Origin of the sequence: Enterococcus sp. BWR-S5 (assembly GCF_016745255.1) — a bacterium.
Lineage (GTDB): Bacteria > Bacillota > Bacilli > Lactobacillales > Enterococcaceae > Enterococcus_L.
The window spans coordinates 1-25,435 of the sequence record NZ_JADOEQ010000022.1; the positions used below are offsets into that span (position 1 = coordinate 1).

The 25,435-nt window shown below is 40.2% G+C and carries 26 protein-coding genes; 23 read left to right on the top strand and 3 right to left on the bottom strand.

Translation table 11 applies throughout. The features are described from left to right. The first annotated feature begins 280 nt into the window (after positions 1–280). Together rpsN and IW510_RS19320 are read left to right on the top strand one after the other, a co-directional pair. Positions 281–550 carry a 30S ribosomal protein S14 gene (rpsN, locus tag IW510_RS19315; RefSeq protein ID WP_202062476.1) on the top strand — a complete coding sequence of 90 codons (270 nt, stop codon included), beginning with the start codon at positions 281–283 and terminating at the stop codon, positions 548–550. Positions 551–606: 56 nt separating this feature from the next. Beyond that, positions 607–729 (top strand): putative metal homeostasis protein, encoded by a 123-nt coding sequence (locus IW510_RS19320; RefSeq protein WP_202062478.1) that lies wholly within the window; start codon positions 607–609, stop codon positions 727–729. A 171-nt stretch (positions 730–900) separates the two neighbouring features. Here IW510_RS19320 and IW510_RS19325 read toward each other — a convergent pair whose 3' ends face one another. Then, complete coding sequence (locus IW510_RS19325; RefSeq protein WP_202062480.1) at positions 901–1,806, bottom strand: ATP-grasp domain-containing protein; 906 nt, start codon at positions 1,804–1,806, stop codon at positions 901–903. Between the two features lie 182 nt (positions 1,807–1,988). Here IW510_RS19325 and IW510_RS19330 point away from each other — a divergent pair, with 182 nt between their 5' ends. From IW510_RS19330 to IW510_RS19350, 5 genes are all read left to right on the top strand, one after another. Continuing rightward, positions 1,989–2,432, top strand: coding sequence for a LytTR family DNA-binding domain-containing protein (locus IW510_RS19330; RefSeq protein WP_202062482.1), 444 nt, complete (start codon positions 1,989–1,991; stop codon positions 2,430–2,432). Between the two features lies 1 nt (position 2,433). Beyond that, positions 2,434–2,847, top strand: coding sequence for a DUF3021 family protein (locus IW510_RS19335; RefSeq protein ID WP_202062484.1), 414 nt, complete (start codon positions 2,434–2,436; stop codon positions 2,845–2,847). A gap of 128 nt (positions 2,848–2,975) precedes the next feature. After that, positions 2,976–3,734, top strand: a complete 759-nt coding sequence (locus IW510_RS19340; protein ID WP_202062486.1) for an ABC transporter ATP-binding protein — start codon at positions 2,976–2,978, stop codon at positions 3,732–3,734. 58 nt (positions 3,735–3,792) lie between these two features. Further along, the gene (locus IW510_RS19345) at positions 3,793–4,635 is read left to right on the top strand and encodes an ABC transporter permease (protein WP_202062488.1); all 843 of its coding nucleotides are present in this window, start codon (positions 3,793–3,795) and stop codon (positions 4,633–4,635) included. Positions 4,636–4,767: 132 nt separating this feature from the next. Further along, positions 4,768–5,217: a hypothetical protein gene (locus IW510_RS19350; RefSeq protein ID WP_202062490.1), complete on the top strand. Its 450-nt coding sequence runs from the start codon at positions 4,768–4,770 to the stop codon at positions 5,215–5,217. A 186-nt stretch (positions 5,218–5,403) separates the two neighbouring features. On the opposite strand, the gene IW510_RS19355 is transcribed toward IW510_RS19350, so the two are convergent. Beyond that, on the bottom strand, positions 5,404–6,825 hold the full coding sequence (locus IW510_RS19355) for a DNA-binding protein (RefSeq protein ID WP_236674828.1): 1,422 nt from the start codon (positions 6,823–6,825) through the stop codon (positions 5,404–5,406). A 512-nt stretch (positions 6,826–7,337) separates the two neighbouring features. Between IW510_RS19355 and tdc the strand changes: the two genes are divergently transcribed. The 4 genes from tdc (at position 7,338) to IW510_RS19375 (ending at position 12,629) form a co-directional block, all read left to right on the top strand. Then, positions 7,338–9,176 carry a tyrosine decarboxylase gene (gene tdc / locus IW510_RS19360; protein WP_202062494.1) on the top strand — a complete coding sequence of 613 codons (1,839 nt, stop codon included), beginning with the start codon at positions 7,338–7,340 and terminating at the stop codon, positions 9,174–9,176. Between the two features lie 158 nt (positions 9,177–9,334). Beyond that, complete coding sequence (locus IW510_RS19365; protein WP_202062496.1) at positions 9,335–10,777, top strand: amino acid permease; 1,443 nt, start codon at positions 9,335–9,337, stop codon at positions 10,775–10,777. A gap of 75 nt (positions 10,778–10,852) precedes the next feature. After that, positions 10,853–11,032 (top strand): hypothetical protein, encoded by a 180-nt coding sequence (locus tag IW510_RS19370; protein ID WP_202062498.1) that lies wholly within the window; start codon positions 10,853–10,855, stop codon positions 11,030–11,032. Positions 11,033–11,567: 535 nt separating this feature from the next. After that, positions 11,568–12,629: a hypothetical protein gene (locus IW510_RS19375; protein WP_202062500.1), complete on the top strand. Its 1,062-nt coding sequence runs from the start codon at positions 11,568–11,570 to the stop codon at positions 12,627–12,629. Positions 12,630–12,780: 151 nt separating this feature from the next. Here IW510_RS19375 and IW510_RS19380 read toward each other — a convergent pair whose 3' ends face one another. Then, positions 12,781–13,650, bottom strand: a complete 870-nt coding sequence (locus tag IW510_RS19380; RefSeq protein WP_202062502.1) for a LysR family transcriptional regulator — start codon at positions 13,648–13,650, stop codon at positions 12,781–12,783. A gap of 97 nt (positions 13,651–13,747) precedes the next feature. Between IW510_RS19380 and IW510_RS19385 the strand changes: the two genes are divergently transcribed. From IW510_RS19385 to IW510_RS19440, 12 genes are all read left to right on the top strand, one after another. Beyond that, entirely contained in the window at positions 13,748–14,296 is a 549-nt protein-coding gene (locus IW510_RS19385) for a chromate transporter (RefSeq protein ID WP_202062504.1), read from the top strand. Beyond that, positions 14,293–14,847 (top strand): chromate transporter, encoded by a 555-nt coding sequence (locus tag IW510_RS19390; protein WP_202062506.1) that lies wholly within the window; start codon positions 14,293–14,295, stop codon positions 14,845–14,847. The genes IW510_RS19385 and IW510_RS19390 overlap by 4 nt, the downstream gene beginning before the upstream one ends. A 285-nt stretch (positions 14,848–15,132) precedes the next feature. Then, positions 15,133–15,873: a GntR family transcriptional regulator gene (locus IW510_RS19395; protein ID WP_202062508.1), complete on the top strand. Its 741-nt coding sequence runs from the start codon at positions 15,133–15,135 to the stop codon at positions 15,871–15,873. After that, on the top strand, positions 15,873–16,718 hold the full coding sequence (locus tag IW510_RS19400) for a class II aldolase (RefSeq protein WP_202062510.1): 846 nt from the start codon (positions 15,873–15,875) through the stop codon (positions 16,716–16,718). The genes IW510_RS19395 and IW510_RS19400 overlap by 1 nt, the downstream gene beginning before the upstream one ends. Then, complete coding sequence (locus IW510_RS19405) at positions 16,718–17,182, top strand: PTS sugar transporter subunit IIA (protein WP_202062512.1); 465 nt, start codon at positions 16,718–16,720, stop codon at positions 17,180–17,182. Before IW510_RS19400 ends, IW510_RS19405 begins: the two co-directional genes overlap by 1 nt. Before the next feature lie 18 nt (positions 17,183–17,200). Further along, complete coding sequence (locus IW510_RS19410; RefSeq protein ID WP_202062514.1) at positions 17,201–17,491, top strand: PTS sugar transporter subunit IIB; 291 nt, start codon at positions 17,201–17,203, stop codon at positions 17,489–17,491. Position 17,492: 1 nt separating this feature from the next. Next, on the top strand, positions 17,493–18,893 hold the full coding sequence (locus IW510_RS19415; RefSeq protein WP_202062516.1) for a PTS galactitol transporter subunit IIC: 1,401 nt from the start codon (positions 17,493–17,495) through the stop codon (positions 18,891–18,893). After that, on the top strand, positions 18,886–20,424 hold the full coding sequence (locus IW510_RS19420; RefSeq protein ID WP_202062518.1) for an FGGY-family carbohydrate kinase: 1,539 nt from the start codon (positions 18,886–18,888) through the stop codon (positions 20,422–20,424). Before IW510_RS19415 ends, IW510_RS19420 begins: the two co-directional genes overlap by 8 nt. Before the next feature lie 119 nt (positions 20,425–20,543). After that, the gene (locus tag IW510_RS21620; RefSeq protein WP_202062520.1) at positions 20,544–21,419 is read left to right on the top strand and encodes a GNAT family N-acetyltransferase; all 876 of its coding nucleotides are present in this window, start codon (positions 20,544–20,546) and stop codon (positions 21,417–21,419) included. Between the two features lie 32 nt (positions 21,420–21,451). Further along, the gene (locus IW510_RS19430) at positions 21,452–22,099 is read left to right on the top strand and encodes a hypothetical protein (RefSeq protein ID WP_202062522.1); all 648 of its coding nucleotides are present in this window, start codon (positions 21,452–21,454) and stop codon (positions 22,097–22,099) included. Positions 22,100–22,125: 26 nt separating this feature from the next. After that, a complete protein-coding gene (locus tag IW510_RS19435) occupies positions 22,126–22,509 on the top strand; it encodes a hypothetical protein (protein WP_202062524.1) in 384 nt (127 codons plus the stop codon). Positions 22,510–22,528: 19 nt separating this feature from the next. Further along, positions 22,529–25,279, top strand: coding sequence for a GBS Bsp-like repeat-containing protein (locus IW510_RS19440; protein WP_202062526.1), 2,751 nt, complete (start codon positions 22,529–22,531; stop codon positions 25,277–25,279). Positions 25,280–25,435 lie beyond the last annotated feature (156 nt).

The window sequence follows — 25,435 nt, forward strand, 5'->3', positions numbered from 1 at the left end:
GATTTGGTTTTTAGTCGATTTCATTTTATCAGTTAGTTGTTCCTTTTTTGTGTTTGAACACTCAAAAAAGTGTTAGTGAGTTTTCCTTTAGGAATTTCCACCAACACAAAATATTATAGAGCCCTTTTCTTACCTACCTCATGTTAGTTATATTAACGATAGAGGAGGTAATCATAATTATTCTTGACAGCTCCTTTTAGTCCTGATAAACTGATTTTTGTAAAACGTAATAATTACGCTTTGTTGTTTAGCTAGTATATTTAAAGAAAGGAAGATAGTGGTGGCAAAAAAATCTAAAATTGCTAAAGCCGAGAAGCAACAGGAACTGATTCATAAATATGCACAGATACGATTGGAACTAAAGCATAATGGAGATTATGCAGCGTTAGCTAAGTTGCCTAAAGATTCTAATCCCAATCGTCTGAAGCTTCGTGACAAGACAGACGGACGCCCTCGCGGGTATATGCGAAAGTTTGGGTTGTCACGAATTAACTTCCGTGAGTTGGCACATCAAGGGCTGATTCCGGGAGTGACAAAAGCCAGCTGGTAAAACAACAGGCGTTCATCAGGATGTAGCATAGTTGATTTTTAAGAAGGAGGTTACTCATGGAAAAAACTGATTTATCCAGTGCTTATCGACGCTTGAAAAGTCCAAATATCAAGACGCGTAAACGTGCACTAAAAATTATTAAAGAGTATAAGAGGAACAAATTGAACAAAGCGGCCTAAGCTAACTGGTTGTGGCCTCTTGCATTGAGCGGCAAATGCTGCTTTTAAAGGAATCCTCATTGTTGGAGTCCAACAGGCTGATAGCCAAAAGAGCCGAGGAAAATTAATTCCTAGGCTCTTCTTACTGAGTAAACGAGTTTTTACACCTTTCTGTTTGTCATCGCAATAAAGCTATCTCAACGATGCGTCTTCAGCTTCCTTCATTGCTTCAAACAGCTTTTTGTAAAAACATTTTTCATCATATTCTTGTAATCCAGAGACTTGTCCATCCCCAATTTCCATAATTACTAGTTCTCCATTTGCTTTACGGGCATAATCAATTGTAAAAAACGATGAGGCGAGAGTTTGACCTTGTTCAGTTATGAATGCGAGCTCCTGCTGATTCAATTGGACCGTATCATTATGCCAGTAGTCGATGATGACAACAGGTATTGACCGCCAATAGAAGACGCGATATTCTTCAAAAATAGGTGAATGGCTTTTCGGATGATGGCCGATTTCTTTTAGTTCGACAAATTCTCTCAATACTATACCGCCAACTAGTTGTTCTCCCTGACGTTCAATAAACGTACGGATAACCCTCAGTGCTTGGGTAGTATCAGAAGGATCAGGTATGAAAAAGGCTTCGGCCCATTCATGCTTTCTGCTTTTTACGAAATCTTTGACAGTTACCGCTGATGAAAATTCATTGAGTAACTGAATCAAAGCTGACTCAGATAAATCTTCGCTCCATCTTGAATGGAGTGTATTTGCTCGGTCACTCCAACTTGGCGAGAGGTGAGTATTCGTATATTCCTGTAAAGAGGTACAAAGAATAACGTCTTGGCTTCTAGCCCACTTTTCTAAAATGCCATATTGTTCAGGTGTAAGCATCCATCCCCGATAAATAACTACCGCATTCTTTGGAAGCGTACGATTTAGTTTAACAATGGAAGCTTCTGTCAGCTTGTCTAATTCAATCAATCGAACCTCACAATAGTTCGCTGCAGCTGTGTATTCCTTCTCATAATCATAGTCGACCTGTTTCGGTGTGATTGGGTCAGCTGGAAATAAAAAAACGAGTGTCGTATGTTTCATTTTCTTTCTCCTTTTTGTTGTTCCTTCAACAGCATTAAATTGTCTGAATTGCCAACCAAATTATACCATTTCCTCAGTCTCTAATTTTATTTTTCGGATATTTGTTTCATAACCATTGATGGCTAGTCATTTTGCTATGCTATAATAGAACCACCAAACACTGTATAGGAAAGGAAAACAGCGTGAAAACAACGATTGAAATCATTGATAAAAAAACAGATGAACAGGCCGCGTTTAAGATTCATAGGCTGTCGCCCACGATTGAAAAGGTTATCGGCATTTTAAAGGAAGATGAACTTTTTTTGATTGGTGAGGCGGATAATGCGATGTATAAGGTTCCTTTTGAAGATATTTTTTACATAGAAGTAGTGGATAAAAAAAGTTTTATTTACACAGAAAAGCTGGTTTACCAAAGCGGGGAAAAGCTGTATCAGCTTGAGGAAAAACTTGAGCCCTTTGATTTTATTCGCGTGTCCAAGTCAATGCTGCTTAATATCGAGGGAATTAAGGCGATTACGCCGCTACTTAGTGGACGTTTTGAGGCGCTGTTGATGAATGGGGAGCGAGTAGCCATTTCAAGAAAATATGTTCCGGCGCTGAAAAAAGGTTTGGGAATGGAGCGATGAGATGAGAATCAAAGAATATTTAAAAGAAGCCTTTCGCCTGACATCATTAATATTCACTACATTAATTACAATCAATCTGTTCCTTCAAAACGAAGTAGCACATGATGTTCTTGAAGTGATGCTGCTGATTTCGGCAATCTCCGGTGCGTTGCATTTTCTATTAGATGACAATGGCAACTATTCCAATCGTCGCTTGATAATCAATCAGGTGCTGTATCTGTTGATTATCTTTATCCAGATTGCGATTGGTGATGTTTTACTTCAGTGGGAGCTTAAGCTAGGCGGGCTGCTTTTGAACTACGTAATCGTATTAGTTATCTATATCTTTATTCGAACGGTGATGTACAGCAAGGACAAAAAAGAAGCCGATGAAATCAATCAATTTATTCAAAAAAGAAACCGAGATAAGTCCTAAGTGACACTTATCTCGGTTTTTTTGCTTCTTAGTTTCGGATTTCGACCACTTGGGAAAATGGCATTGTTTCAGTAAAATCTATCCGTTATAGTTGATTTATCAACAAGAACAAGAAGGAGAAGATCAACATGAATGAACTAGTAAAGGTAGATAATTTAGGAAAACAATATGACGGTCAGCAGGTGCTAGACGGAGTGACCTTTGCAATTAAGGACGGCGAGCTGTTTTCAATTCTTGGACCAAATGGGGCTGGGAAATCAACATTAATCTCATTGATATTGGGTCTGGCAAAAGCCGATTCAGGAGAGATTTTGTTAGAAGGTAAGAAATTAGATTCCAACTCTACAGAACATAAGTCACTTATTTCTGTTGTTTTCCAAAATAGTATTCTGGATGCTGAGCTTTCAGTGAAGGATAATCTGGTGATGCGTGCGTACTTCTATACAAACAACTGGAAGGAAGCCAAAAAGCTGGCAAAGGACAAGCTGGCAGACGTACAGGGGAGTCACTTACTGAATAAACGTTATGGTGTCCTGTCCGGAGGAGAAAGAAGAAAGGTGGATATTGCCAGAGCATTGCTCAATACACCGAAGCTGCTTTTTCTGGATGAGCCAACGACTGGCTTGGATATTGCTTCTCGTGCAGAGATGTGGCGCCTGATTCATCAACTGAAAGAAAAATATAAAATGACCGTTGTCTTGACCACACATTACATGGAGGAAGCGAGAGATTCAGATAATATTCTGATGCTTTCAGCAGGGCGTATCTTAGCTTACAATTCACCGGAACAACTAAAAGAAGACTATCAATGTACCACACTTGAAGATGTATTTTTAGCAATTATTGATAAAGGCAGACCAGAGCAGCTCGTTGATACTTTGGCATAGAAAATAAAATTAAAATGACTGTTAAGCAGTTTTTAACAAAAGAGAGGGAGTTAATAAAATGAATGCACTAGTATATAGGGGATTATTATTATTTTTCAAAAACAAACAGGCGGTTGTCGGTTCATTTGTCGGTGCGCTGATTATGATTGGTTTATATGTTTTCTTATTAGGGGATAGCATTGTTAATCAGCTGTCTATGCTGTCTAATCCGCAGTTGGTTGTTGATACTTGGATGTTGGCAGGTGTGATAGGGATTGCTTCAGCGAGTTCAACACTTGGTTCAGTTAGTCAATTAATCCGTGATAAAGAACGGAATGTTTATACAGATTTTATGATTTCACCTGTTTCCAAAAGCAAAATTATGCTAGGATACTTTTTCAGTACCTTTCTAATTTCAAGCATCATCACATTGGCGGTAATCATCGTTTCTGAGCTGTACATTGTTTTCCTTTCAGATGGCGTATGGTTATCATTACCGAATTTCGGTCTGTTAGCGATTGCCGGTATTCTAACTGTGTTCTGTTCGTCTTCATTCATGTTTTTTGTCGCAAGCTTCTTCCGCCGTATTGATACATTTTCAACAATGACATCAATTATTGGTCCGTTACTTGGTTTTTTGACTGGATGTTATGTACCAATCGGCAGCTTACCGGAAGCAACACAAAATGTGATTCAATATTTTCCGCTGACAAGCGGCGTGGTACTGATTCGCCGTGTGTTAACTGAAAATGCGTTTGCCTCAGAAAATGCAGAAGCTGTTCAAGCCATCAAAGAAGAGCTGGGAATCGTAATGAATTATCAACATGAAATTTTAATTCCGGTACTAATTCTGTTGGTATCTAGTATTGTATTTCTGGGAATCGCTTTATGGAATGTAAAGAGAATTGAAATGAAACGATAAGAAAAATCTATCCCTATTGTCCTCGTAAACATCCATGAGGACAATAGGGATATTTTTAATGATTAAAAGAGTGCTTATCCTTTGTGAAACAAAAGGCTCTCTCTTATAGTAGAGGAGAAAGGGGAGCTTTTCATGAAAGAATTGTATGAACAGTTACCGGGGCGCTGGCTAGTTCAAGCAACAAATTTTCCCATGTGGCTGTCCGAGAAACGTAGAAATCCTTCAATCACTTACGGTGTATTAGCTGAGGAACCATTGACACTATCAGACTTAGTTGAGTACCGTGATCCCAAAGGAAAGATAAAATGTATCAAAGGCGTAGACATAGCTGTTGAAGCAGGAACGGGCTTTAAATGGCGCGGAGAAGGTATCTTGGCACTGTTAAGCAGTTATTGGACTATTGTGACAATGGAAGAGAACATTCTGATTATTCGCTTTGAAAAATCTCTAGTGACTCCGGCAGGACTTGATGTATTAATACGAGAGGGAACAACGATTTGTGATTTGAAGTTGGAGTTAAGGGAATCCTTGGAAAGCTACGGACTTAGTATTGAAGAATTTAGAAGCTTGAGTTGGCTTTAACAGGAAAAAGCAAGAATAAGCGGGGCTGTGACATTAGTATGCCTTAGCCCCTTAAAACTGGATAAACGGTGTTCCAGAAGTAACTTCTTCGACAATAAGTCGAAAATTCGCAAAAATTTGTGGGACAATTTTCGGAATTTCCGCCTTATTGCTTGAAGCTGACCACTTCTGTCACAACCTCTTGTTTTATGCTTGAATTAGCTGACGAATCGACGTTTCCAGTGTGTCTATTGAAATCGGAATAATGTTTTTACTGACAGATAAATCTGGTGTAAGCAATGCATGCTCACACAGGATTTTTTTATTTTCCCTATCAGCCGAGCGCTGCATCTCCGCAGATAGCTCATTATAAATCGTAGGACTGATATGGATTTTACAAGTCGTGACAGCTTCCAAGGTGTCTTTGTACAAGAGGTATTTCACATCGGAATCCGTAACAATATAGGCGTGAATCTGTGTCCGATTCAGTCGCAACAGCCCGCTGAACTCAATTGTGAATAGTCGCAACAGACTGGGGTTGATTGCCAAATCATAAGGAAGCGCGTCGGCCCATTCGGAAATTAAGTGTTGGAGCTCTTCAAAAAGTTTTTTTTGACAAGGGGAAAGAACATGCAGCTTACCTGGAAGGAAAAGTTGGTAGTTATCCCAGGCAGAGCGTATCAGATAAATCAATGCTCGTTCAAAAGGCTTATTTCCTAAAAAGGCTTGTTGGAAATGCTGTTCGAATCGTTCAATCAATACCTGAATATCCCTATTTTCTATAATAAATGCTTGGTGAAGGTGCTGAAAATCCGCTTCAATAGAAGCAAGACTCTGGAAAGAATAGTCGCAGCAATTGAAAATGGCGCCTAAAAACAACAGTTCAGATTCATCTAAATGGTTCTTTAAAGACGTAGCCTGCCAGGCGTCTTGAATATACTGCCAAACAGGACGTTCTTGTAAATAGTTGGAGAACTTCGGTTCAAAGAAGATAGGTGCTGTTTTTCCTCGTTCCATGCTAATCAAGAAGCCTAAGCGCAGGATTTCTAAATTCTCCTCATCGTAGATCCGATGACTCTTTTCAAGGACAGCGTTAAGAAAGTGCTCATAAGCAAGCATTGCTTCGGGAACAGGCACATTGGATTGCCAGCCTAAACGCAGTGAAAGAGTCAGCTGCAGCAGCCGATGCTCCAGCTCGGTAAATACAGGCTGATGATTCTCAATATGAATACCGCAGCGCCTAAGAAAGGCAAGCACTTGCTTTCGCAGGCAATAGGCCTTACTCACGGAAATAAATTCTTTTTCAGTTAATTGGATGTAGTCTGTTTTCCCATCTAAGAAGAGCTGACAGGTTTTTAAGAAAAGCGATTGTACTGCTAATTTTTGAAGCAAGGAAAATAAAGGAATTGAAGGTACAAAGTACATAGAATAGCTGTCCTTTTTTCGCTTGGCTTGAACGATTTGAGTTGCCAATTCCTTTTTCAGACAGTTGATGTCATTAAGCAGAGTTGTTTTACATACGCCAAGCAGCTCAGATAACAGCGCCAAATCTAATTCCTTTTTTGTGTAGAATTGCTCGCATAAAAATAGTTGGCGCAGGATATTCTTTTCGATATAGTCTTCGAACATGCTAATCCCTCCATCTTGTTTATTATTGAACAATGCCAAAAATATTATGCCATGGTTGGTAAAAAAAATCATTGAAAAAGATTCATTTAGAAAGAAATACATATGTATTTTTGTTATTAAATGGCGATTTTAGAAGAAAAATGAAAAAAATCAGCTTGTGAAAAATAGTAAGAAGTACGCTGTTTTATTTGTAAGACGGATGAAAAAGGACTAAAAGTGTATAATATTCGGCTCTTCATTCAGAAAAGATGAATTGATTGGTTAAACGATAAGAAATAGCTCCTGTCATTGATTGCAGATTACTTCAATGAATTTTCGTGTTTCTTTCTGAAATTTTCAGAAAAATTAAACATTTCTTTTTTTTGCTAGGTTTTCTTCGGATTTTATAAATGTTATAAAAAAAATTTTCTCATTTTCCTGTCGTATAGTTATTCCTGTGATACGAAAGCAGTGACAATGTTTTTCGTAACCCAATGTCGGCCGACATAAAAATAATCTGGAGGTAATAAACAATGAGTAAAGATATGGATATCAAAGCATTATTTATTGGTGATAAAGCGGAGAACGGTGAAGAGTACAAAGAATTGTTGAATAAAATGGTTGATGAGCATCTAGGCTGGCGGGAAAATTACGTTCCTTCTGACTTGGAAGCAATCCGAGTAGCAGATAAGGAAACACCTAAATATAAAGCGACAAGAGAGCATATGCTGGAGGTCTTGGAGGAGGTAGGGCAACGTATGCGTGCCGGCTCTATTCCTTGGCACTCTGCCGGTCGCTATTGGGGACAAATGAACGCTGAAACATTGATGCCTTCATTACTTGCTTACAACTATGCGATGCTGTGGAATCCGAATAATGTTGCGTTGGAATCTTCTATGGCAACCTCTCAAATGGAGGCAGAGGTCGGACAGGATTTTGCTGAACTTTTCAGCTTGGAGGATGGCTGGGGACACATCACCGCCGACGGTTCTATCGCTAACCTCGAAGGCTTATGGTATGCCCGCTGTATTAAATCCATTCCATTAGCTGTAAAAGAAGTTTTACCGGAGAAGGTAGCGGAAAAATCTGATTGGGAATTACTAAATATGTCAGTGGAAGAAATTCTTTCTTTGGTAGAAACATTGAGTGATGAAGAGCTAGATGAGGTGAAAGCTGCTTCCTCAAGAAGCGGTAGACACATTCAAGAGCTGGGAAAATGGCTGGTTCCTCAGACGAAGCATTATTCATGGGTCAAAGCACTGGATATTTGCGGTGTCGGATTGGATCAAATGGTTGCCGTACCGGTTCAAGAAAATTATCGTATGGATATAAAGGCATTGGAAGCTAAAATCAGAGAACTGACAAACCGAAAAATTCCAATTCTAGGGGTTGTTGCTGTTGTGGGAACAACCGAGGAAGGTCAAATTGACAGCGTTCATGAAGTAGTCGCTTTGCGTGAGCGTCTACGAAAAGAAGGAATTTACTTCTATTTACATGTAGATGCGGCATATGGCGGATATGCACGTTCTATCTTCTTGAATGAGGCAGGGGAATTCATTCCGTATGAACAATTGGCTGCATTTTTCAAGGAGCATGAGGTATTCAATTATCCGGTGACAATTGATAAGGATGTTTATGAAGGCTTTAAAGCTATTTCAGAGGCGGAATCAATTACTGTAGACCCTCATAAAATGGGTTATGTGCCATATGCTGCCGGCGGTATTGCGATTAAGCATAAAGCAATGCGTAATATTATTTCCTATTTTGCACCTTATGTTTTTGAAAAATCCGTTCAAGCACCCGATATGTTGGGAGCCTATATTTTGGAAGGCTCCAAAGCCGGAGCAACTGCAGCAGCTGTTTGGACCGCACACCGTGTGCTGCCGCTCAATGTTACTGGGTATGGTCAGCTGATTGGCGCGTCTATTGAAGCAGCACAACGCTTTAGAGATTATCTTGGCAGATTAACCTTCACTGTAAAAGGTAGAACAATCGAAGTTCATCCGTTGAATCATCCGGATTTCAATATGGTTGATTGGGTATTTAAAGAACAAGGCTGTAAAGACTTAAAAGCAATCAATGACCTGAATGAAAAAATGTTTGACTACTCCTCTTATATGGAAGGCGATGTCTACACAGATCGCTTCATTACCTCACATACAACCTTTACTCAAGCGGATTATGGTGACTCACCTGTGAAATTTGTTGAAAGTATGGGCTTAGAGCTGGAAGAATGGCAAAAAGAAAAACAAGTGACATTGTTGAGGGCGGCTATCATGACACCGTATCTGACAGATGATAAGATATTTGATTTTTACACAACCGCAATTACCAAAGCAATGAAAGCGAAGCTGAACGAAATTATTGAGTAGAATAGGCTATCGTAATGTATGGCTGAAAGCAGAAGTAATCGTGATAATGGTGTGCTGATACTATACAGTGAACACAACTTAAAAGCTGTACTTCACATATGACATAGACTATTATCACGATTCTCTCTGTAACTCTCTAAGAAAGAAGGAATTGAATTATGGCAAATGCTAAATCGTCTAATCAGATTTCTACAGTGACCTTCATTGGGATGACCTGTGCACTTGTAGCAAGCGTGCGGAACATTCCTGATGTTGCAGCTGCCGGTTGGACTATGCTTTTTTACATGCTGGTCGCTGTATTGTTTTATGCGTTTCCTGTATCGTTGATTTCCGGTGAGTTTGCCGGAATGTTCCCGGGAGCAGGTGGTCCGGAGCTGTGGGTTTCTAATTCACTTGGGAAAAAATGGGGCTTTGTCGTTTCTTGGCTGTTGTGGGTACAGATGTTTCCAGGCATGGTAATGGTTGCCTCTGCTTTAGCACCATTATTTGGCAATATTATTGATAATGTACCTTTAGGACTCAGCAGTAAGTTCACGCTGATTGTGATTCTTGTTGTTTACTGGTTGATTACTTTTTTAAATTTAAAATTTGATATGGCAAAGCTAGGCGGAAAAATCGGTGTTTGGTTGGGGCTGTATATACCGTTGGCAATGATGCTGTTATTAGGTGTTGCAGCATGGATAAAAACTGGTCTGATGCCAAATGGAACACTTGGTCATTTTGCTTGGGATAAACTGATACCGGACATGACAACAGCTAAATCGTTGCAATATTTCACCCCAATCATGTTTATCTTTACAGGTATTGAAATGTCATCCGTCTATATTACACGTTTGAAAAATCCAGTCAAAACCTACTTGAAAGGTATTTTCATTGCATTGATTTTCTTATTTATCGTGAACATATTGAATGCTTTTGTGGTGGCAAATATCATTCCAAATGGAAAAATGGAGCTGAATAATATCGCTCAATCCATTACACTTTATTGTCAGGTATTGGGATTGCCTCATTTTGTGGTAAATCTGTTCAGCCTTTTGGTCTTCATTGGTGTTGCTGTTCAACTATCCGCTTGGGCTTCCGGTCCCGCTAAAACGGTTGTGGCAAGTGCCAAAAAGGGCTATTATCCACCTAAATTTAACTTTTGGAAAACCAATAAATTTGATGTTTCTAAAGCTGTTATTTTGACACAATCAACAATTATTTCTATCTTTGCCTTCTTTTATTTGTTGATTCCGGGAGTCAACCAAGCTTTTTTGATGCTGGTTAATGCAACCACTGTGCTCTATTGCTTGGTGTACATTATCATGGCTGTCGCTTTCGTCAAATTGCGACAAGCAAAACCTGAGCTTGAACGACCATTCAGAATTGGCAAAAAAGGAAGCAAAGGAAATCTGGCGGCTTGGCTGACTGCAGGGATTTTATTTACCGCAATCGTTGTTTCTGTTGGGTTGACCTTGAAATCTGGCTCCTTGCTCAACTTAATCGCTGTTGTAGGGATTACAGGTGTCATGTTCCTCATTCCGCTGGGGATTGAAAAAATCAGAAAGCCGGAATGGGAAACTGAAATTAATGAGCTGATAAAGAAAGAAACGAAGCAATAATCAAACAAAGTGACCTAATTAATCGTTTGATTTAAAAGGGTTACACTAAGTTGGCAGCAGATGGGAGCGGAAAAAATGAATCGTATGATATGTCCGTTATGCAGACAAGCTTTTATGTATGAGGAAGTAAGGAATATCGATAGGCATGTGAAGGAAAAAATTCCTATTGTCTGTCCTTACTGTGAACAGGTTGCGAAGCTGCAGCTTTCTCATGGGTATTTTGTAACGTATAAGATTGAGAATTATCTAGGCTAGAATCGTTGCACAATTTTGTTGATAGATGTGATTGACAGCACACATACCATTCGACTAAAGTAACAGATAAGTCGAACTGGCAAAGCTTCTTTTAGCAATAAGTCAAAGCTTGTCTCGTGGTAAAGGATACCATATGCCAGCTTTGTCTTATTGTTCGGAAGCCCCCCTTTTTCTCAGGTGGTTGTGTGTAGAAAGATTTCCGCACACAATGGCTTTTATCAGAAGAAAAAATGGGATTATTTCCAATATTTAATTTTTTTCTATCTAAATTGATTGAAAACGGAAAATAACACTTGTTACTAATCGTCAGCTAATTTAAACTATAGTAGGGGAGTCTATAACAAAAAACGGATTGAGTATATCTGATACTATTAGTGGTGAGCGCACGAAATAGGGTCAGAGGAGTCATTGATTGGTGGCTGTTGATAAATAGTTAAGCTGAAAAGCTGGTAACTCTGTATAAGAGCTGGCTGCTGCTTAACGTTTTTTCAACGTATAGCCGGAATGAGTTGAAAATAGTGTAAGGAGAAGAATCATGGGGCTTAGTTTTTTTGTTGAGGAGATCCAAGAGCAAACGAATGAAGCAATACGAATTGCAAATGAATACATAGAACATGCGAATACGTTGAAGGACAGCATTCACACTTTTTTAGGTGCGCCATTATCAGGTAACACCTACGATTCTGCGAAAAATTATTTTACAGCTGTTTACGACCCCTTATCCAATGCCTTGATAGTCGCTGCTGAATTGCTGATTGAGGCTCATACGAATTTTCTTGTAAGGTTTCAGGAAATCGTCGGCGAGGGCGATATTGAAGAAGAACGCTTGCTTGAACAAATTCATCAAGGTCAACATCTTTTACAAGCTTATACAGAAGTATTGGATAAGCTGAAAGAACCGAATCAACGGTTGGAACAGGCTTACATGCTTACTCAGGAAGCCATTCGAAAGCTGGAGGAAAGGCTGGATGCTCTTTACTTGTTTGACAGTGTTTCTTCAATGATTTTTTCAGAAGCAGAAGCGAGTTTGGATCATTTGGCACGAGGACTCACATTTTTAGATACTTGTGAAGCTTGGAATCCGTCTTCAGGGACATTTGATATTATGAAGCTGGATTTGACTTGGACGAGACCTGTTAACGAGGCCTGGCAAAAAAGGCAGAAAAAGATGGATGCAACTAAGTTGGCAGAGGCATTAAGCAACAAAAGTACCAAGTATAAGGTGGAGGCTGTTGTTGATGAGTCAGGCCATTCAAGCTATTTTGTATATAGGAATGGGCGGTTAAGCTCAAGGCTGACAATGGAGTTGGCCCGATTATTGGCCGAGTTTCGATTAACTAAGTATCAAGGGATGTTGGATGTCTCTTCGATAGAAAAGACCCGTCCAGCCACTGTTACGGTTGATGAGAAACAGATTACTATTAGTAGCATAGTCAGCTTAAGTGAATGCTTAGCTATTGGCTATGGCGAGGATACCGAGACAGGAAAGTCTGAGCAGCAGCTTGTTCGAACAGAGGAAGGCACGGTTACAGAGGGATTAATGACTGTTTCATCGGGACTCTCTGAGTTATTGACAGGAGCAGCAGCTTCAAAATAGCAGTAGAGTGGGAAGGTTTAACGTATTTACTTAAAGAACCCAGTCCGGTAATACTTGAAGGTCGGGACTCAAGTAAAATAAATGAAGTGGTTTCTGTATGTGAATAAAAAATGTGCCTGCTTCTTCAGATTTGCTTGAAGCAGGCACATTTTTACTTATTCTCAGCTGTTACCACTGCGTAAAAAGACTGGATGCGTGGTGTTTTCTGCTGTCCTTTGTTGGTAACGAACTGCATATTGTTTTTCAAAATCCCTTCTTTGAAGCTTAAGGAATGGAATTCTTCTTTTCTACTGCATTTTTCTAAAAGCAGCTTTGGCAGTACCGTAATCCCTAAGTTTGCTCGAACAGATTCAAGGATGGCCTGTGAATTGATACTAGTCAAAAAGGGCTGCGCCTGTTCTTGATGAAACAGCAACCAGCTGTCAAGTGTTTGACGAATGGCACTACCTTTATCCCGCAGGAGTAGAGGCTGCTCTAAAAATTCTTGAATTGTGAGTGTGTTCCGTTTAGCATAGGGATGATTTGCCGAAACAATGATACACATTTCATAGGAACCAAAGACAGTTGTATCAAAAAGCTGATGATTAATCACACCTTCTACTAGTGCCAGATCGATTTCGTGATTCGCTAAAGCCAATAGAATTTTTTCTGCAGTATCAACCGTAATTTCAGCCGCATGATTCTCTGCTTGATAAATGCCTGTTATTCTCGGCAGACATTGGTTCGCAATCGTGATAGTTGATCCGATTTTTAGTGGTAAATTCTTGATACCTTCTGCGAAAGTTTCCAGCTCTTCGTACTCCTCTAAAAATGAATACGCTCGTCTTAGAAAAATCTGCCCGACAGCATTTAGCTTGATCGAACGACCTTGTCGATCAAATAGTGGGACATTCAATTCTTCTTCCAGCTCATGGATAGTTTGGCTAACTGCCGGCTGAGATAAATAAAGGCTTTTCGCTGCTTCAGTCATATTCTCCGTTTGAGCAACCTCTTTGAAAATCCGTAATTGTCGAATGTTCATTTCTCTCTCCTTATAAGTATTTAATTATTGATTCTATCATTTTAACATATTTCACTAATGCATCTTGTTCTTATATACTGGATAGAGGAGGTTGTATATGAAGTCATCCTATTTACGATTATTCAGTTATAATTTCATGATTAGTGCATTTACGTTTGGCGGCGGCTATGTCACGATTCCTATGATGGAGAAGTACTTTGTCGATTATGGAGATTTATCTAAAGAAGAGCTGTTGGAGCTTTCAACGATTGCTCAGACGTCGCCGGGAGCGATTGCTGTCAACCTGGCTGTTTTGGTTGGGCATAGAATCTATGGGTGGAAAGGGGCGGTTGTGAGTGGGCTGGCTTCTACCTTACCAGCGTTGATTATTCTCTATTTCGTCTCGTTGGCTTATACATCTTTTCAGGAAAATCCCGTAGTTCGCAGTGTATTGAAGGGAATGGAGGCTGCAGTAGCGGCAATTATTGTCGATTTAGTAATTGATATGACTCAGGCATTACAGCATAAAAAGAGAAAAATTTTATTAATCTTACCGATCCTTACATTTTTCGGAAATGCGTTTCTTGGTATTCATCCGCTTTGGTTATTGGGGCTTTCATTAGTTACTGTCCTAGTTGCTGAAAAATGGAATGGGGGAGCCAAATGACACAATTGTGGGCGTTGTTTTTAAGCTTTCTTCAAATTGGTTTTCTCAGCATAGGTGGCGGCTACGCCACACTTCCTTTGATTCAGACTGAAATCGTTGATGGTCGTCAGTGGCTGAGTTTGCAGGAATTTACCGATATCGTAACGATTTCCCAAATGACACCTGGGCCACTAGCTGTCAATAGTGCAACCTTTGTCGGTTTGAGAGCTTCCGGTATTATGGGAGCTGTGATTGCCACCTTTGCCTGTGTGATTTCCGGGTGCTTGATTGCCTTGACGCTGGAAAGGTTTTTCAGAAGGAATCAGGAAAACCAGTTAATCCAAACGGCATTTTCTGGATTACAGGCCTCTGCTGTTGGATTGATTGCCGGCGCTTCTCTATCCATGTTGACACTGGCATTTGCAGGAACCTTGAATTGGTATGAGATTCAAACCGTCGAGTGGCTGCCAGTTCTGCTATTCACAGGATATCTAATTTTTTTAAGAAAAATGAAAATCAGTCCGATTCTTTTATTAGTGATTGCCGGAGTGATTGGCTTCTTTATTTATTAACGAAGAAGCTTGGTGGTAATGGATTTACAGGAGCTTAGATAATTTAACAGGTCTGCTCTATTTTCTGTGATCCTGCATTGACAGGTATACCACTATAATAAATGGAATAGCTAATCTGCTTTGGGCTTCTTGATTATTGGTCAAGAAGCCCAAAGTTTTTTTCCGCAAAAGAAAAATAATTTTTAAAAAAGGGTTTACATTTCACGAGAAAGCATTTACAATCAACTTGTACACGGTTGTACATAGACGTCTATGGTTGTGTATATGAAAGGTGGAGGTGATTGAATGATTATCAACCGAGATGCTTCTAAGCCGATTTATCTTCAGGTTGCAGACTATTTACGAAATAACATTTATTCAGAGGAATGGGGAAAGGGGGAAAAGATTCCATCTGAAAATCAGATTATGTCTGAGCTCAACGTAAGTAGAGGGACCGTCAAAAAAGCAGTCAGCATGATTGTGGAGGAAGGACTTCTACAGCAGATTCAAGGAAAAGGAACCTATGTTGTCGAAGGAAATATTTCTTATCCTCTTGGGAAAGGACTGCTTTCGTTTGCGGAGTCACTGGAGAGTCAACAATTAGCTTATGAAACGAAGGTCATCACTTCTGAATTTCGCAAGGCAACAAAAGAAATTGCTTCTAAGTTAGGTCTGGAAATAGGTGATGAGTACTTGTATTTGAAACGATTGAGATATGTTGAAGGCGAGAAGGTCATGTTGATTGAGAACAGACTGAACAGCAAGCTTTGCCCAAATCTGGAAAACTTTGACTTTGATAAAGAAAGTCTTTTCCGAGTGATTGAGCAAACAAGCGGCAAAAAAATTGCGTATTCAGAAAGTCGCTATGCGGCGAGAGTGGTTGGCGAAAAACGAGCAAAAGTGCTTGAAGTGCCGGAAGATTCCCCTGTCCTGCATTTGGAACAGCTGGTCTATCTTGAGAGCGGCATCCCAGTCGAATTTGGAAATGTATGGCTCAAAGCTAACAGATACTACCTTGGAACGATACTTCAAAGGGAGGAACTGTAATGCCGTTAGTAAATGGATATACATTATTGGAAATCATCAAGGAAAGAAAAGTTATCGCCGGAGCGTTCAACACAACGAATCTTGAAACAACTGTCGGAATCTTACAAGCAGTAGAGAAAAGTGGGATTCCGACATTTATTCAAGTAGCGCCGACGAATATTTCTTTGGCTGGATATGAGTATATTGTAGATATGGTTTCCAGATATGCAGAAAATATGGACACACCAGTTGCATTGCATCTGGATCATGGGAAAAAATTTGAAGATGTGAAGAAATCGATTCGTGCTGGTTTTACATCGGTGATGATCGATGGTGCAGCATATGATTTTGAAGAAAATATTGCTTTCACAAAAAAAGCGGTCGATTTTGCTAAAGCCTATGGAGTACCTGTAGAAGCTGAGTTAGGGGCGATTCTTGGCAAGGAAGACGATCATGTCAGCGAAGTCGATTCAAAAACGAATCCTGAACAAGTAAAGGAATTTGTTGAGCGGACAGGCTGTAACATGTTAGCTGTTTCAGTAGGGAATGTTCATGGTTTGGAAGAGGAGCCTTGCATTGATTTTGAGCTGTTGAAAGAAATCAACGAAGTTTCTCCGGTTCCACTAGTTATCCATGGTGGGTCAGGTATTCCGGATGAACATATTCAGAGAATGGTGGCATTCAATGTAGCGAAAATCAATATTGCCAGTGACCTTCGTCAGAGCTATATTGCTAGTGTCGGAAAAGCCTATGCAGCCAATCAAAACGAAGCAAACTTGATTAAAGTCCTACAGCATGCAGAGGACTCTGTGTTTGAAACAGTCTATCAAAAGATATTAAGTATGAATTGTGTGGTGGCAAAATAGTGAGTGCCGAATTGACAACCGAGCAGAATATTTTTGTTGATTTAGAAGTGGCAAACTTTGAGGAGCTGGTTCAACAAATCGCGGCGCCTTTAGTTAAAGCGGCTGATGTAACAGCTGAATTTCCGGAACAAGTTATACTGCGTGAAAAAAGCTTCCCAACTGGATTGCCAACGGAACCAATTGGTGTAGCGATTCCCCATACAGATGCAAAATATGTTAATAACAACCGCGTAACGATTGCGACCTTAAAAAATCCCATCAATATGGAAATCATGGGAGGAATGGATGAAGGGACAATCCCAGTTTCTATTGTATTTCTATTGGCATTGGGGCAGTCAAACAAACAGTTGAATATTTTGCAGAAGCTGATGACCGTTTTACCTAAAGCAGAGCTGTTGGAGCGACTTAAAAAGGGATCGAAGGAAGACATCTATCGTATTGCAAAGGAAGAAATCGATTTATAAAAATAGGAGGAAATGAAAATGGCTAAAAATCTATTATTTGTTTGTGCAACAGGGATTGCGACATCAACCGCAGTAACAGAAAAAGTGATGGAATTTTTAAAAGAAAAAGGAATCACAGATGTTAATTATTCTCAAACTAATGTTGCCTCTGTACAATCAACTGCGGACGATGCAGATTTAATCGTATCAACAACAAAGATTCCTTATGAGCTGAATACGCCAGTTATCAATGGATTAGCGCTGATTACAGGTGTGAGAGAAGAGAAAGTGTTGGAAGATATTTACAAACAACTGACAGAAGGAGAATAAGATGAATAATATTTCGCAGACATTATATGATGTTGTTCAGTATATTCTGGGGTTTGGCCCGACGGTTATGCTGCCGCTGGTACTGTTTATTCTAGCGCTGTTTTTCAAGATCAAGCCGGCAAAAGCATTACGCTCGTCCTTAACAGTGGGAATAGGGTTCGTCGGTATTTATGCTATTTTTGATATTTTGACAAATAATGTTGGTCCTGCAGCACAGGCAATGGTTGAACAGACTGGTATCAATCTCCCAGTGGTTGATTTAGGTTGGCCGCCTCTATCAGCAATCACTTGGGGTTCACCAATTGCGCCATTTGTTATTCCGATGACGATGCTTATCAACATTATCATGTTGGCAATCAATCAGACCAGAACGGTCGATGTCGACATGTGGAATTACTGGCATTTTGCACTTGCAGGAACCTTAGTCTATTATAGCACAGGTAGTTTCTGGTTGGGAATTCTCGCTTCCGCAGTTATTGCTATTATTGTATTCAAAGTGGCAGACTGGGCAGCACCAATGGGGGAAGAGTATTTCGGTTTGGAAGGAATCTCTTTACCGACCGTTTCTTCCATTACCTTTTTCCCAATCGGTTTATTGGGAAATAAAATTATTGATATGATTCCGGGAATCAGAAAAATTGATATCAATCCGGAAAGTATTCAGAAAAGATTTGGTATCTTTGGTGAGCCGATGATGGTTGGTACAATTCTTGGTTTGTTATTGGGAATCGCTGCCGGCTATGACTTGAAAGATATTTTAACGATGGGAATCAGTATCGGTGCAGTGATGTTCATCTTACCTCGTATGGTACGGATTCTGATGGAAGGGTTATTGCCATTATCAGAGGCAATAAAAAAATTCCTAAATCAGCGTTATCCTGATAGAGATGATTTATATATTGGCTTGGATGTAGCAGTAGCAGTCGGTAATCCGGCAATCATTTCCACAGCCTTATTACTGACACCAATCGCAGTTCTGCTTGCTTTTGTTTTACCTGGGAATACGGTATTGCCGTTGGGAGACTTAGCCAATCTGGCTGTTATGGCGTCAATGGTGGTTCTTTCAACCAAAGGAAATGTTTTCCGGGCAGTTTTGATTGCTATTCCAATTATGATTGGTGACCTCTACATTGCTTCGGCTATTGCGCCATCAATTACTGGTATGGCGAAAGATGTCAATTTCAGTTTTCCGGAAGGGTCAAGCGGAATGGTTTCCAGCTTCCTTGATGGGGGGAATCCGCTGAGATATTGGATGGTACAGATTTTCAATGGGAATCTGATAGCTTTAGGCTTGATTCCAGTGATTGGTCTTCTGGTTTTCTGGATTTATAAAGCGACGTATAAACAAACACATTTAATCGCGGAACCTTCTAGTGCAGAAGGGGCGTCGGTCCATGAATAAAAAATTTTCCATTACTGTCGATATCGGAACAACGAATGCGAAAGTATCGCTTTTTGAAATCGCAACAGGAAAATTAGCAGCTAGAGAAAACTTTCAAACGGCAAAGCAAAAGGATGCGTATGGCGAACTATTTGATTTTGAAGCAATTTGGACACAGTTAGTATCTATTTTGACGAAGTTTGTTATAGCTCATGCTGGAAATGTTGATTCAATTAACATTTCCAGCGTTGGTGAAGCAGGAGTTTTGATTGATGAGGCTGGCGTAATCGCCAGCCCGTTAATCGCTTGGTATGACAAGCGTGGTGCTGAGTATATCAACACATTGACTGCTGAACAAAAAAAGAAAATTTATGATATTACCGGTTTACCGGCGCATCCCAATTACAGCCTAAGCAAAATCAAGTGGTTGATTGAACATACGGCTTTATCAAAGAAGCAGCGCTATACTTGGTTAAATCTGCCAGATTTATTGAGCTACTTGCTGACAGGTTCTTTGAAAACAGAGTTTTCTATGGCTAGCAGGACGATGTGTTATCACCTTTCAAAAAGAGAATGGTCGGAGGAAATTCTGGAGCTGTTCGGTTTATCCGGGCTCGTAATGTTTCCCGAAGTAGGCCGTTCCGGTGATATTGTAGGATATACTGATGAAGGGAATATAGCTGAGCTGAAGAACGAGCGGATTTCTGTTCGGATTGCCGGTCATGATCACATGGTTGGCGCACTGGGTATCAATCTTCACTCGAAGGAGCTGTTGAACTCGACTGGAACAACCGAGGGATTACTGTTAATCGACGATACACTGTTTATCAGTGATGAACGATTCCATGATTCACTGTCGAATGGTATTTTCACCGATGCGGACTATTACACGCTGTTCTCATCCATGCCGACAGGAGGTAATGCCTTTGCCTGGTATCAAGAATTTTTTGATATTGGAAAAGAAGCTTTTGAAGAAGAATGTCAGCAGCTATACAAAAATTATCGGGCCCATATGGTGGCTTTGGATAAACAGTTAGTTATTGTTCCTCATTTCAACGGCTCAGGAGCGCCTTTCAAAAACAGCCAGTCATCAGGGATGATTTATGGGTTGAACTTATCAACTAAGAGAGAGGACATTCTATTGGGGTTGTTAGCAGGGCTGTGTTTGGAAATGAAATACGTTGCCCGTTGTTTTCCGATGGAGCGAGTGGAACGTCTTGTCGTAATTGGTCCAGCAGTGAAAAATGATCTCTGGCTGCAAATGAAGGCTGACGCACTGAATAAAGAAATTACGGTTGTCCAGATGGATGAAGCTGTCTCTTTTGGTGCGTTGAAAGCCACCTATCGAGATTTTGCGTATCCAATTGATTATCAGACGATTCATCCGGATGAGAAGCAGGTCCTAGCTTTTGAAGAGTTGATTGACAGTTACACTCAGCTTTACGAAGCGAAAAAAAACTTAGTCGAACAAACAGATTCTCCATTCGTTTATCGAAGTTCTGAAGAGAGTGACAAAGAGTATTTTATAGAAAAGGATTTCTTCTTTAGTTAGAAGAGGTCCTTTTTTTGCTCCATGATAACGAAAATAATGCTATTTTCAAAGAAAAGGATGTCGCGGGAAGATATCTAATTTATAATGGAGAAGAACGTTGGTAAAAAGGAGTGAAGACAGTGTTAAAATTAGTAGAACAAAAAAGTAGTCAAAATTTGTATGATTATTACAGAGAAAATTTAGTTGGAGAGGTTCCATATTATCATGAAGTATCTAAAACGAGCTGGGAAGAAAGTTTTTTTGAAGATATCGATTATGATGGTGATAAAAAATATAGTGAGTTAGTCACCTATTGTAGTTTGACGGCAGACGGTACAGTGAATGGCTTTATTCAGTTTGGTCGTTCAAACTATGGGTACGATGAAGCAGGAGAGAAATCCTTTGAACACTCGGTTGGAGTGATTCGACAAATCCATTTTTTGAAAAACGAAAAGGCAGTTGGCGCAGAGCTGTTGGCAGTGGCAATCCAATATTTTCAAGAAACAGAGCAGAATGTATCGTACGCTTTTTTTCATGCGCTAGGCATGACTTGCACGGGGAATCACGGGAAGCTCCATGAATCAATGCCCGAGGTGGCAAAGCTATTGTTGGATAATGGCTGTCGTGTTGAGCATACGAATGTCTATTATGCAAAAAAGCTGGATTCTGCGAAAGAGCTACCCGCATTTTCTTTGTCGATGAAGCCAGCTGAAAAAACGGAAAACCAAACGCAGATGTTCACCTTCTATGAGGGAGAGCAAGCGGTTGGACAAGCGAATGTTGCCTTTTTACCGGAAAACGCCATTGCCTATCTAAGATGGATTTTTATGTTGGATGAGCATCAGAACAAAGGCTTTGGTACACAGGCTTTGCAGTTACTTTTTGCATTCCTTATCGACGAGGGGATGACCGAGCTGCATACAGATACAGCTGATAACAATATGCGTGCACAGCACGTATACGAAAAAAACGGCTTCGAGCATTTAGGGATTACCCGAAGCTACATGTTTAGTTAATCAAAGGCTGAAGGAAAAGGAGCAGAAGAAAAATGACAAACAAACTAGCACTTTTCAAAACAGCACAAGAGCTGCAGCAAGCTTTTCTCTCATGGGCAGCAATTGATATCTTATTAGAGGAAGACTATGCGTATCGTGTATATGACTGGATTCCGACTTGGACAGAAGCGCTGTCCTTTGGCAAAATCGATAATGGTTCAGGAGATGAGCTGATTGCTGTGTTTGGCAAAGAGGACTGTATTATTAAAGGCTTTGACCACGAATCAGCGCTTTCACCTTATGCCCAAGAGGAGTATAAGGTATACGATGGCATTTATGACCAGGTACCGAAAGAGCTGCTGGAGCGGCTTTACGATCCTGCGATTGAGTATGAGCATGTAACTTTTTGCTTTTGGCAAGAAGCAGGTCGTCAGTGGGAAAAGGGCGCAACAATTATTCCGGAAGATGCCGATGATGGTGTGGGATTTCTGACAGGCTATTTCCATACAACCGTTCAGGAACATTGCGACTGGATTGAGGGGTATTATGGGATAGCGAACGACCAGAAGTTACAAGAGCTTGTGCAGCATATCTTTGATAAAAGGGTAATTGATCGTATTTTTTTAGCTAACAGTGGCTTTGAAGAACGAACAGAAAAAATTATTAAAGCCCTAAAAAGTATTGCTTATCCAATTAGATAGCGATAGACTTTTAATTAAGGAAATGAATGCACGGGAAAAAGGAGGCGCTTTTTATTAAAAAGATAATTTTTTCTATGCTTTTGGCTATGACTTTTCTTGCAGGATGCCAAGGGAAAGCGGATGAGGATGTTGGTTCAAAGGAAAGCTCAACAAGTGAAACGACAGAAATCTCAGAGATGACAGAATTGGAGAATGATGTGTTTCAAACAAATATTGATTTATTAAAAGAAAACGTAGCCTCTTATAAGTCGACAGGCAAGGTTTTAGATGGTGAAAAGATACTTGCAACTATTCAGGAAATCTACACCATGAATTTATCGGAGAGTCAAAAGGAGGAAGCCACTGAGGTTATTCAACAGCTTCCCAAGGAATATGCGGAGTTTCAACAGGCATTAGTAGGCGCTGAGTAGAAAGATAAGGAGTATATAAATGAAAAAGTTAGTGTTGTTGGGGTTATTGTTGGTGATGTGTCCGATGGCGGCTGATGCCGAAGAAAATTCGTCGATATCAGGTGCTGTAGAGAGTGCATACAAGGATTCTGCGCTATCTGAGGCGCAGACAGAAGAAACTGTAACAACGGACAGTTCGAGTTCAGATATACAACAGGGGCAGTCGGGACAGTCTATTTCCAACGATGGAAGCAGACAGGAAGTAGCTATCGGCCGAAGCGGCAGTTGGACTGTGGCTGTTGATCGAACGGAAATGACTAATGGAAAATTTAAACTGATATTTGAAGCAGCAGCTCCTCAATTAATCAAATCGATTCGTGTTCCGATTTGGTCTGATCCCAAGCAAAAGGATATCGTCTGGTATCAAGCAGTTAAGCAATCTGATGGGCGTTATGTTGTTGAGTTTGACTATAAAAACCATGGCTTTAATACGGGCCAGTATTCCGTCCATGTGTATACAACCACAACGGACAATCAAACGAAAGGGCTTGTTCTTGACCGGATGACGATTAATCAGCCACCAACCGCCGGAGCAGTGTTTAGTGCTGTACCAATCCAGAACTATAAATACTATCGTTTATCGATTAAGCTGGAAAATCCAAATGTACAGGGAGTGACGTTTCCTTCGTGGTCCGTGGTTAATGGGCAGGATGATCTGAAGTGGTACACCGGGAAATACGATAATCAGACAAAACTCTGGTTCGTAGACATCCCGATGGAAAATCATAAGGACGCCGGAGCGATGACTACCCATACGTATATAAAAACGTCTAAAGGCTCTTTTTCTATTAGAGGCGATACGTATGTTGTACCAAAATTATCGTTTACTTCAACGAAAATAGAACCGACAGATACATCGGGTCGTTTTAAAGTAGTTCTCCAAGTCAATGAACCGGACCGCGTTGCTCAAATTCGTGTGCCGATTTGGTCAGAGAAAAACGGACAAGACGATATTAAGTGGTATATAGCTGAAAAGCAAGCCGACAATTCGTTTACTGTGGATTTTGACTATAAAAATCATAAGTATGATTTAGGGAAATATTTTGTCCATGCTTACATGTACTCTAGCACTAATCAAGTGTCTGCAATTTCTGTGGCAGAAAATGTACAAGTAAAAGAAGAACCGTTGAAGGGAGACTTGACTGTAGCTGCCAAGGATACAAAAAAATCAACGTATCGGGCAACCATTAAACTGAATGGCTCGGCTAAAGCTGTTTCTTTTCCGACATGGACAAATGCTCGTGGGCAAGACGATATTAAATGGTATCAAGGGAAATATGATAGTAAAACAGATACGTGGTATGCAGATATTGACGTAAAAAACCACAGAGATGGCGGCCTTTCGCAGACCCACGTTTGGGCTACCACAACAGCCGGACTGAAATTTGTCACGCATAAAACTTTTGATATACAGAAGCCAATGCTAATTGACAAGACGTTCGATATGTCTCAAGCTGAGAATGGCAAATTTACTGTGACCTTGACGGTACATGAACCGGAGACAATTGAGAAAATCGATATTCCGGTGTGGACCAATTATAAGGGGCAGGATGATATCAGATGGTACCCAACTGTGAAGGAGAAAGACGGGACCTTCACATTGACTGTTGACACGAAAAACCATAATTATGAAACCGGGCAATACTTGCTCCATGCTTATATCTATGGAAAAAATAATTTGTGCTCTGTTTATTCCGTTAGTAGTAATTTGCAAATGCCTGAATTTAAGCTGTATCCTGAAAATTTAAATCTGGCACTAAAATCGGAATCAGAGTCAATCTACAGGGTATCTATAGAATTAGCGCAGAATCAAAGAGTCAAGAAAGTTATGTTCCCCATGTGGACAAGTGTTAGTGGACAAGATGATATTACTTGGCATACAGGCTCATATGATAAAGAAAAGGGCCTCTGGTATGCGGATATCGATTTACGAAAATATCATTGGAACGGAACAACTCTAATCACCCATGTATACGCAGAAGTAGAGAAGGTGGGATTGACGATGTTGGGACATACATCAACGAAAATACCGGAAGCCGCTTTGCCTCAGTATGTCAATCATAGAGGGAATCACAAGAATGCACCGGAAAATTCCATTCCGGCATTCGAACAATCCAGCTATTTTGCGGTGGAAACCGACATTCGGTTGACTGCTGACAACCGTTGGGTAATCATGCATGATCCAACGATTGACCGGACAACAAATGGTTCCGGATTTGTGGAACAACTGACGTTTGATGAAATACAGCAATATCAATTTGATGCAGGAAACGGCTTGAGTGATTACCCTAGCGACCAGTTACTTGTACCAACATTAGAGGAATACCTGGCTATTTGTAAAAAGAAAGCTCTTGTTCCGGTTATCGAAATAAAGATAGATAATGCTTCAGATGAAAGCTATAATAATCTGGTTTCTATTGTTAGAGGCTATGGCTTTGGTGAGCATGTGAAATTCATCTCTTTCTATCTGGAACCATTACGTATAATGAAAGAAAAGATGCCGGAAATTAGTACCCTATACCTGACGTCAGATATTACGGGAGATACAATCCAACAAGCCCAAACCTTGGGCGAGCGCACCGGTCTGAACATCATTTGGTCCAATGTAACTGCCGAAAAGGTAAAAAGAGCGAAGGACCAAGGATTAAGTGTCGGAGCATGGACTGTTCCAGCTAGTAAAATGTCGGAGATGCGAGCGGCAGGTGTGGACTATATAACGACGGATGACTAGTCGAAGTGTAAAGATTTAAGAATGAGAATATCGTTTTATGTAGTTTTAGTATGAAAGAGCAGGGCGATTGTCCTACTCTTTTTTTGTATAAAAAACAGTGTCCATTCCTTTATTTAATGTTCAGTTAATACTTTTTGTGATTGGGAGAAAGGTTCG

What these genes read in the sequence shown, in the direction of transcription:
- IW510_RS19345 (WP_202062488.1), top strand. Translation starts at nt 3,793, where the DNA reads ATGAATGCACTAGTATATAGGGGATTATTATTATTTTTCAAAAACAAA.
- IW510_RS19350 (WP_202062490.1), top strand. Translation starts at nt 4,768, where the DNA reads ATGAAAGAATTGTATGAACAGTTACCGGGGCGCTGGCTAGTTCAAGCA.
- IW510_RS19320 (WP_202062478.1), top strand. Translation starts at nt 607, where the DNA reads ATGGAAAAAACTGATTTATCCAGTGCTTATCGACGCTTGAAAAGTCCA.
- IW510_RS19380 (WP_202062502.1), bottom strand. Translation starts at nt 13,650, where the DNA reads ATGAACATTCGACAATTACGGATTTTCAAAGAGGTTGCTCAAACGGAG.
- IW510_RS19440 (WP_202062526.1), top strand. Translation starts at nt 22,529, where the DNA reads ATGAAAAAGTTAGTGTTGTTGGGGTTATTGTTGGTGATGTGTCCGATG.
- tdc (WP_202062494.1), top strand. Translation starts at nt 7,338, where the DNA reads ATGAGTAAAGATATGGATATCAAAGCATTATTTATTGGTGATAAAGCG.
- IW510_RS19325 (WP_202062480.1), bottom strand. Translation starts at nt 1,806, where the DNA reads ATGAAACATACGACACTCGTTTTTTTATTTCCAGCTGACCCAATCACA.
- IW510_RS19435 (WP_202062524.1), top strand. Translation starts at nt 22,126, where the DNA reads ATGCACGGGAAAAAGGAGGCGCTTTTTATTAAAAAGATAATTTTTTCT.
- IW510_RS19340 (WP_202062486.1), top strand. Translation starts at nt 2,976, where the DNA reads ATGAATGAACTAGTAAAGGTAGATAATTTAGGAAAACAATATGACGGT.
- IW510_RS19395 (WP_202062508.1), top strand. Translation starts at nt 15,133, where the DNA reads ATGATTATCAACCGAGATGCTTCTAAGCCGATTTATCTTCAGGTTGCA.
- IW510_RS19430 (WP_202062522.1), top strand. Translation starts at nt 21,452, where the DNA reads ATGACAAACAAACTAGCACTTTTCAAAACAGCACAAGAGCTGCAGCAA.
- IW510_RS19410 (WP_202062514.1), top strand. Translation starts at nt 17,201, where the DNA reads ATGGCTAAAAATCTATTATTTGTTTGTGCAACAGGGATTGCGACATCA.
- IW510_RS19400 (WP_202062510.1), top strand. Translation starts at nt 15,873, where the DNA reads ATGCCGTTAGTAAATGGATATACATTATTGGAAATCATCAAGGAAAGA.
- IW510_RS19355 (WP_236674828.1), bottom strand. Translation starts at nt 6,825, where the DNA reads ATGTTCGAAGACTATATCGAAAAGAATATCCTGCGCCAACTATTTTTA.
- IW510_RS19390 (WP_202062506.1), top strand. Translation starts at nt 14,293, where the DNA reads ATGACACAATTGTGGGCGTTGTTTTTAAGCTTTCTTCAAATTGGTTTT.
- IW510_RS19335 (WP_202062484.1), top strand. Translation starts at nt 2,434, where the DNA reads ATGAGAATCAAAGAATATTTAAAAGAAGCCTTTCGCCTGACATCATTA.
- IW510_RS19365 (WP_202062496.1), top strand. Translation starts at nt 9,335, where the DNA reads ATGGCAAATGCTAAATCGTCTAATCAGATTTCTACAGTGACCTTCATT.
- IW510_RS19420 (WP_202062518.1), top strand. Translation starts at nt 18,886, where the DNA reads ATGAATAAAAAATTTTCCATTACTGTCGATATCGGAACAACGAATGCG.
- IW510_RS19415 (WP_202062516.1), top strand. Translation starts at nt 17,493, where the DNA reads ATGAATAATATTTCGCAGACATTATATGATGTTGTTCAGTATATTCTG.
- IW510_RS19385 (WP_202062504.1), top strand. Translation starts at nt 13,748, where the DNA reads ATGAAGTCATCCTATTTACGATTATTCAGTTATAATTTCATGATTAGT.
- IW510_RS19375 (WP_202062500.1), top strand. Translation starts at nt 11,568, where the DNA reads ATGGGGCTTAGTTTTTTTGTTGAGGAGATCCAAGAGCAAACGAATGAA.
- IW510_RS19370 (WP_202062498.1), top strand. Translation starts at nt 10,853, where the DNA reads ATGAATCGTATGATATGTCCGTTATGCAGACAAGCTTTTATGTATGAG.